This is a genomic window from Algibacter sp. (genome assembly GCF_049667265.1).
In the GTDB taxonomy this organism is placed as follows: domain Bacteria; phylum Bacteroidota; class Bacteroidia; order Flavobacteriales; family Flavobacteriaceae; genus Algibacter_B.
Genome location: NZ_JBATHX010000173.1, coordinates 1 through 4,747 on the forward strand (window position 1 = coordinate 1; position 4,747 = coordinate 4,747).

Consider the following 4,747-nt stretch of genomic DNA (forward strand, 5'->3'; position numbering starts at 1 on the left):
TTTTCATATCCTAAATGAGATATTATGATTGTAGGATCTACCAATGAATTAGGAATTTTTAAAAGAAAATTGCCATCGCCGTTAGTTACAGTACTAATATTCGAATCTTCAATAATAATATCTGTAAAAACTAAAGGAGTATTGGTCTCGCTATCAATTACTTTTGCTTCAATTTCTAAATATGTTTCTTCAGATGGATTCTGCGCGTTAATATTTATCGAAAACAAAAAGAGGGCAATGCTTATAATTACGGTTAATTTATATGTCTTTTTCATGGCTTTCAATTTAATAGTGGACTTAAGATACGAAAAAAATGCATTATAATAACTTAGTAATCAGATAGTTTTTGGGATTTAGGAAAAGATTAACATTATTAATTCGACACTATTAAACTACTTTTTTTTCTGTGTTTTAAAATTTAAAAATTCAATAAACAAAGAAAATGCAATGGCAAAGTATAAATAGCCTTTAGGAATGGCGCCAACATCATTTCCAAATAATTTGGTATGCGATAAATGGGCTGCCTCGGTAATTAACATAAATCCAATTAAAATTAAAAATGCCAACCCTAATAATTGAACACTTGGATGAGAATCTATAAATTTTCTAATAGGATTTGCAAAGACAATCATGATTATAATGGAAATTACAACCGCAATAATCATTAATACTAAATTATAGTTGTGGTTAGAATGTAAACCATTTGTCATGCCAACTGCTGTTAGAATGGAATCTATTGAAAATATAAAATCAATAAGGAGAATCTGAACAATAGCATGAGATAAGGTTTTTATCTTTTTTTTATTTAAGTTGTTTTCATCATGATCTGGCATTTCTACTTTTTCATGAATTTCAGAAGTGCTCTTGTATATTAAAAATAATCCACCTACAAATAATATTATGGCTTGCCAACTTATTCCAACATGTAACCAAGATTTTTCGATGGTGTAAAAAGGCTCTTTCAAACCAATTAAAAAACTCACAAAAAACAGCAATATTATGCGCTGGACCATGGCCAATATTAAACCAATATTTGTGGCTTTACCTCGCTGATGTTCTGGTAATTTATTGGCTGCTATAGAAATAAAAACAATATTATCTATCCCTAAAATTATTTCTAAAAAGGTTAATGTTAGCAAAGCCATTATAGCATCGCTCGTAAAAAGAAAGTCTAGCACAGTATGTGAAATTTAGGGTTTAAAATTAGCTAAAAATGTTCAATAAATTAATTTTGATATTAACTAAATTTTTGGATTTCAAAAATTTGAATAACTGTATATTTACATGATTATTAATTAAGGCATGAAGCAAAATTATTTAGCATTTCGTAAAACAGGATATTTTTCATCTCTAATTTGTGATTATTTAGATGAAAAAGCCGAATTAAATCCATTTTACAATCGTTTTCCAATGCTTGAGAATTTCAAACAACAAATTGAACAGAAAGGAAACACCTTCCCTTTAGAAAATAGAAATGTATTAGTTTCAGTTTTAAAAAAGCAATATCAAAATATTGAAGCTTCTCCATTAACAAAAAAGCATATTGAGAGTTTATTTTCTGAAAATACATTTACAATCACAACTGGTCATCAACTTAATTTATTTACTGGGCCTCTTTATTTTCTGTATAAAATAGTATCTGCAATCAATCTTTCAAAAGCCCTAAAAGCTAAATATCCAAAACAAGATTTTGTACCCTTATATTGGATGGCTACTGAAGATCATGATTTTGATGAAATTAATTATTTCAATTTTAAAGGGAAGAAATTTCAATGGAATAAAGAGGTAAGTGGCGCTGTAGGAGAGCTTTCAACTGTAGGTTTAAATGACGTTTTAGACCTGTTTTCTAAAGATTTAGGAACTACTGAAAATGCTAAGCAATTAATAATGCTTTTCACAAACGCCTATTTAAATCATGATAATCTTGCTGATGCTACTAGGTATTTAGCAAACGAATTATTTAAAGATTATGGACTAGTAATTATAGATGCCAATGATTCAGATTTAAAGGAATTATTTACACGTTATTTAAAATCAGAATTATTAAATCAAGCATCTTTTGGAGCCGTTTCTAAAACGAACGACCAATTATCTCAGATTTCTGAAGACTATAAAATACAAGTCAACCCAAGAGAAATAAATCTTTTCTATTTAAAAGAAAACTTACGAGAACGGATTGTTTTTGAAGATTTTAATTATATAGTTTTAAACACAGATATACTTTGGAATAAGGATGAGATTTTAAAAGAGCTTTCAGATAATCCAGAGAGATTCTCTCCCAATGTTATTATGCGACCGTTATATCAGGAAGTTATTTTGCCTAATCTATGCTATATTGGCGGCGGTGGCGAGTTGGCTTATTGGATGCAATTAAATGATTATTTTGAGGACTTAGAAGTGCCATTTCCTGTTTTGTTATTAAGAAATTCGGTTTTAATTCAAACTGAAAAGCAATTAGAAAAGCTTCAGAAATTAAATATTTCAATAGAAGAAATGTTTTTAGGTAAAGATTCACTAATCAATAGAAAAGTTAGAGAAATATCAAACCTCGATATTGATTTTTCCACTCAAAAGAAACATTTAACAAAGCAGTTTGAGGCATTGTATAAGCTTGCTGAACAAACTGATAAATCCTTCTTGGGAGCTGTTAAAGCACAGGAAATTAAGCAGTTAAAAGGGTTGGATAATCTTGAAAAACGACTGCTTAAAGCTCAAAAAAAGAAACTATCTAATGAGGTGGAAAGGATGATAGCTATTAAAAATGAGTTATTCCCAAACGGTAGTTTACAGGAACGAAACGCTAATTTTTCTGAGTTTTATTTGGAATATGGTAAGCAATTAGTTCCTATCCTTATTGAAAACCTAGAACCTTTAAATAATTCATTTTCAATCATAACCATTTAAATGCATAAAATAGATATTGATTTAGTCGAAATGACCATGGATGTGATGAAGTACGCTATAGATAGACTTTCATCAACAGAACAAAAAATTGGTAAGCCCAAAAAGGAAGAAGATCTTAAAGCTTTGGTTGGAGAAACCATTACAGAAAAAGGAATAGGTGGAGAGCGAGCGTTTAAGTTATGGAAAAAGCATTTAGCCAAATGTAATGTGCCAATTGATCACCCAAGACATTTAGCTTTTGTTCCTGCCTCGCCAACAAGAGCCGCGGTTATGTTCGATTTAGTTACTTCGGCATCTAGTATTCACGGCGCTTATTGGATGGAGGGAGCAGGCGGTATTTTTTGCGAAAATGAAGCTATGAGATGGATTGTGTCTTTAACAGGGTTACCTAAAGGCTCATTTGGAGTGTTTACAAGCGGCGGTACAGCAGCCAATCTATCTGCTATTGTTACTGCTAGAGAATATTGGCGAACGTTAAACGATCAAAATAGCTTACAAAAAGGGCTTATTATTACTTCAATAGGTGCACATTCTTCAATTAAATCTATGGCTAAAGTGGCTGATATAGATGTCCTTTTGGTAGATACTGAAGATAAATTAGAAAAAAAGGCATTGCAAACTACCATTAACAATTTGCCCATACAACAAAGGCAACGTTTATTTGCTATCGTGGCTACTGGCGGAACAACGAATGCTGGTATTGTTGATGATTTAGAAGGCATAGCAAGTATTTGTAAAAAAGAAAATTTGTGGTTTCATGTAGATGCAGCATATGGAGGAGGGGCTTTGGTAGCAGATTCTGTACGTCATTTATTTAATGGTATCGAGCAAGCTGATAGTATTACTATAGATCCACACAAATGGATGTTTTCGCCTTATGATTGTGGTGCTATTATTTATAAAAATCCAGAATTAGCAAAACAAGCACATTCGCAAGAAGGATCGTATTTAGATATTTTTAAAGATGAAGGCGCACATGGTTTTAATCCTACCGATTACCAAATACAACTTACGCGCCGCGTTCGCGGGTTACCATTATGGTTTTCATTAGCAACTCATGGAACAGATAGATATAAGGAAGCTGTAGAAAGAGGCATAGAATTAGCTCAAATTGCGGGAAGAATTATTGAAAAAAAACCTTATTTGGAATTGGTAAGAGCGCCAAGTTTATCTTGTGTTTTATATAGAAGAAAGGGATGGAAACCTGAAGATTACACGCATTGGACCTTCGAAAATCACGACAAAGGTTTTGCTTTGGTAACTCCTACAAAATGGAAAAATGGCGATGTTTATGAAACCGTATCTCGCTTTTGTTTTATTAATCCAGATACCACAGAAAAGGATATAGAAATGATATTGGATTCTATGGTGTAAAAAATGTTAATAAAAGAGTAAACAGTAATTCGTCATTTTAAAATCAATTCCTATTTTTGCGCATGCAACATGATAAGGTATTAATATTAGACTTCGGATCGCAATACACCCAACTTATTGCCCGTAGAGTTAGAGAACTCAACATTTATTCCGAAATACATCCATTCAATAAAATTCCAACAAACATAGAAGAATACAAAGCTGTTATTCTTTCTGGTAGTCCAAATTCTGTAAGAGGAGAAGCTGCGCTGCATCCAGATTTATCAGATATTAGAGGAAAAAAACCAATGCTTGCTGTTTGTTATGGCGCGCAATATTTAGCTCACTTTTCGGGTGGGGAAGTAGCACCGTCAAATACCAGAGAGTACGGTCGTGCTAATTTATCATTTATTCAAAAAGGTGAGCCGTTTTTTTCAAATATTCATGAGGGTAGCCAGGTTTGGATGAGTCATAGTGATACCATAAAAGC

5 protein-coding genes are annotated in these 4,747 nt (G+C 32.0%); 3 read left to right on the forward strand and 2 right to left on the reverse strand.

Going from position 1 to position 4,747, the window contains the following annotated elements; genetic code table 11:
• Positions 1–275 (reverse strand): carboxypeptidase-like regulatory domain-containing protein (locus WBN21_RS06330; RefSeq protein WP_424198530.1); only part of this gene is annotated, 275 nt, incomplete at its 3' end.
• 117 nt (positions 276–392) lie between these two features.
• Positions 393–1,178, reverse strand: a complete 786-nt coding sequence (locus WBN21_RS06335) for a TerC family protein (protein WP_424198532.1) — start codon at positions 1,176–1,178, stop codon at positions 393–395.
• A 124-nt stretch (positions 1,179–1,302) separates the two neighbouring features.
• Between WBN21_RS06335 and bshC the strand changes: the two genes are divergently transcribed.
• The 3 genes from bshC to WBN21_RS06350 form a co-directional block, all read left to right on the forward strand.
• Positions 1,303–2,904, forward strand: coding sequence for a bacillithiol biosynthesis cysteine-adding enzyme BshC (bshC, locus tag WBN21_RS06340; RefSeq protein ID WP_424198534.1), 1,602 nt, complete (start codon positions 1,303–1,305; stop codon positions 2,902–2,904).
• Complete coding sequence (locus WBN21_RS06345; protein ID WP_424198536.1) at positions 2,905–4,278, forward strand: pyridoxal phosphate-dependent decarboxylase family protein; 1,374 nt, start codon at positions 2,905–2,907, stop codon at positions 4,276–4,278. It begins immediately after the preceding gene.
• Between the two features lie 62 nt (positions 4,279–4,340).
• Positions 4,341–4,747 (forward strand): glutamine amidotransferase-related protein (locus WBN21_RS06350; RefSeq protein WP_424198538.1); only part of this gene is annotated, 407 nt, incomplete at its 3' end.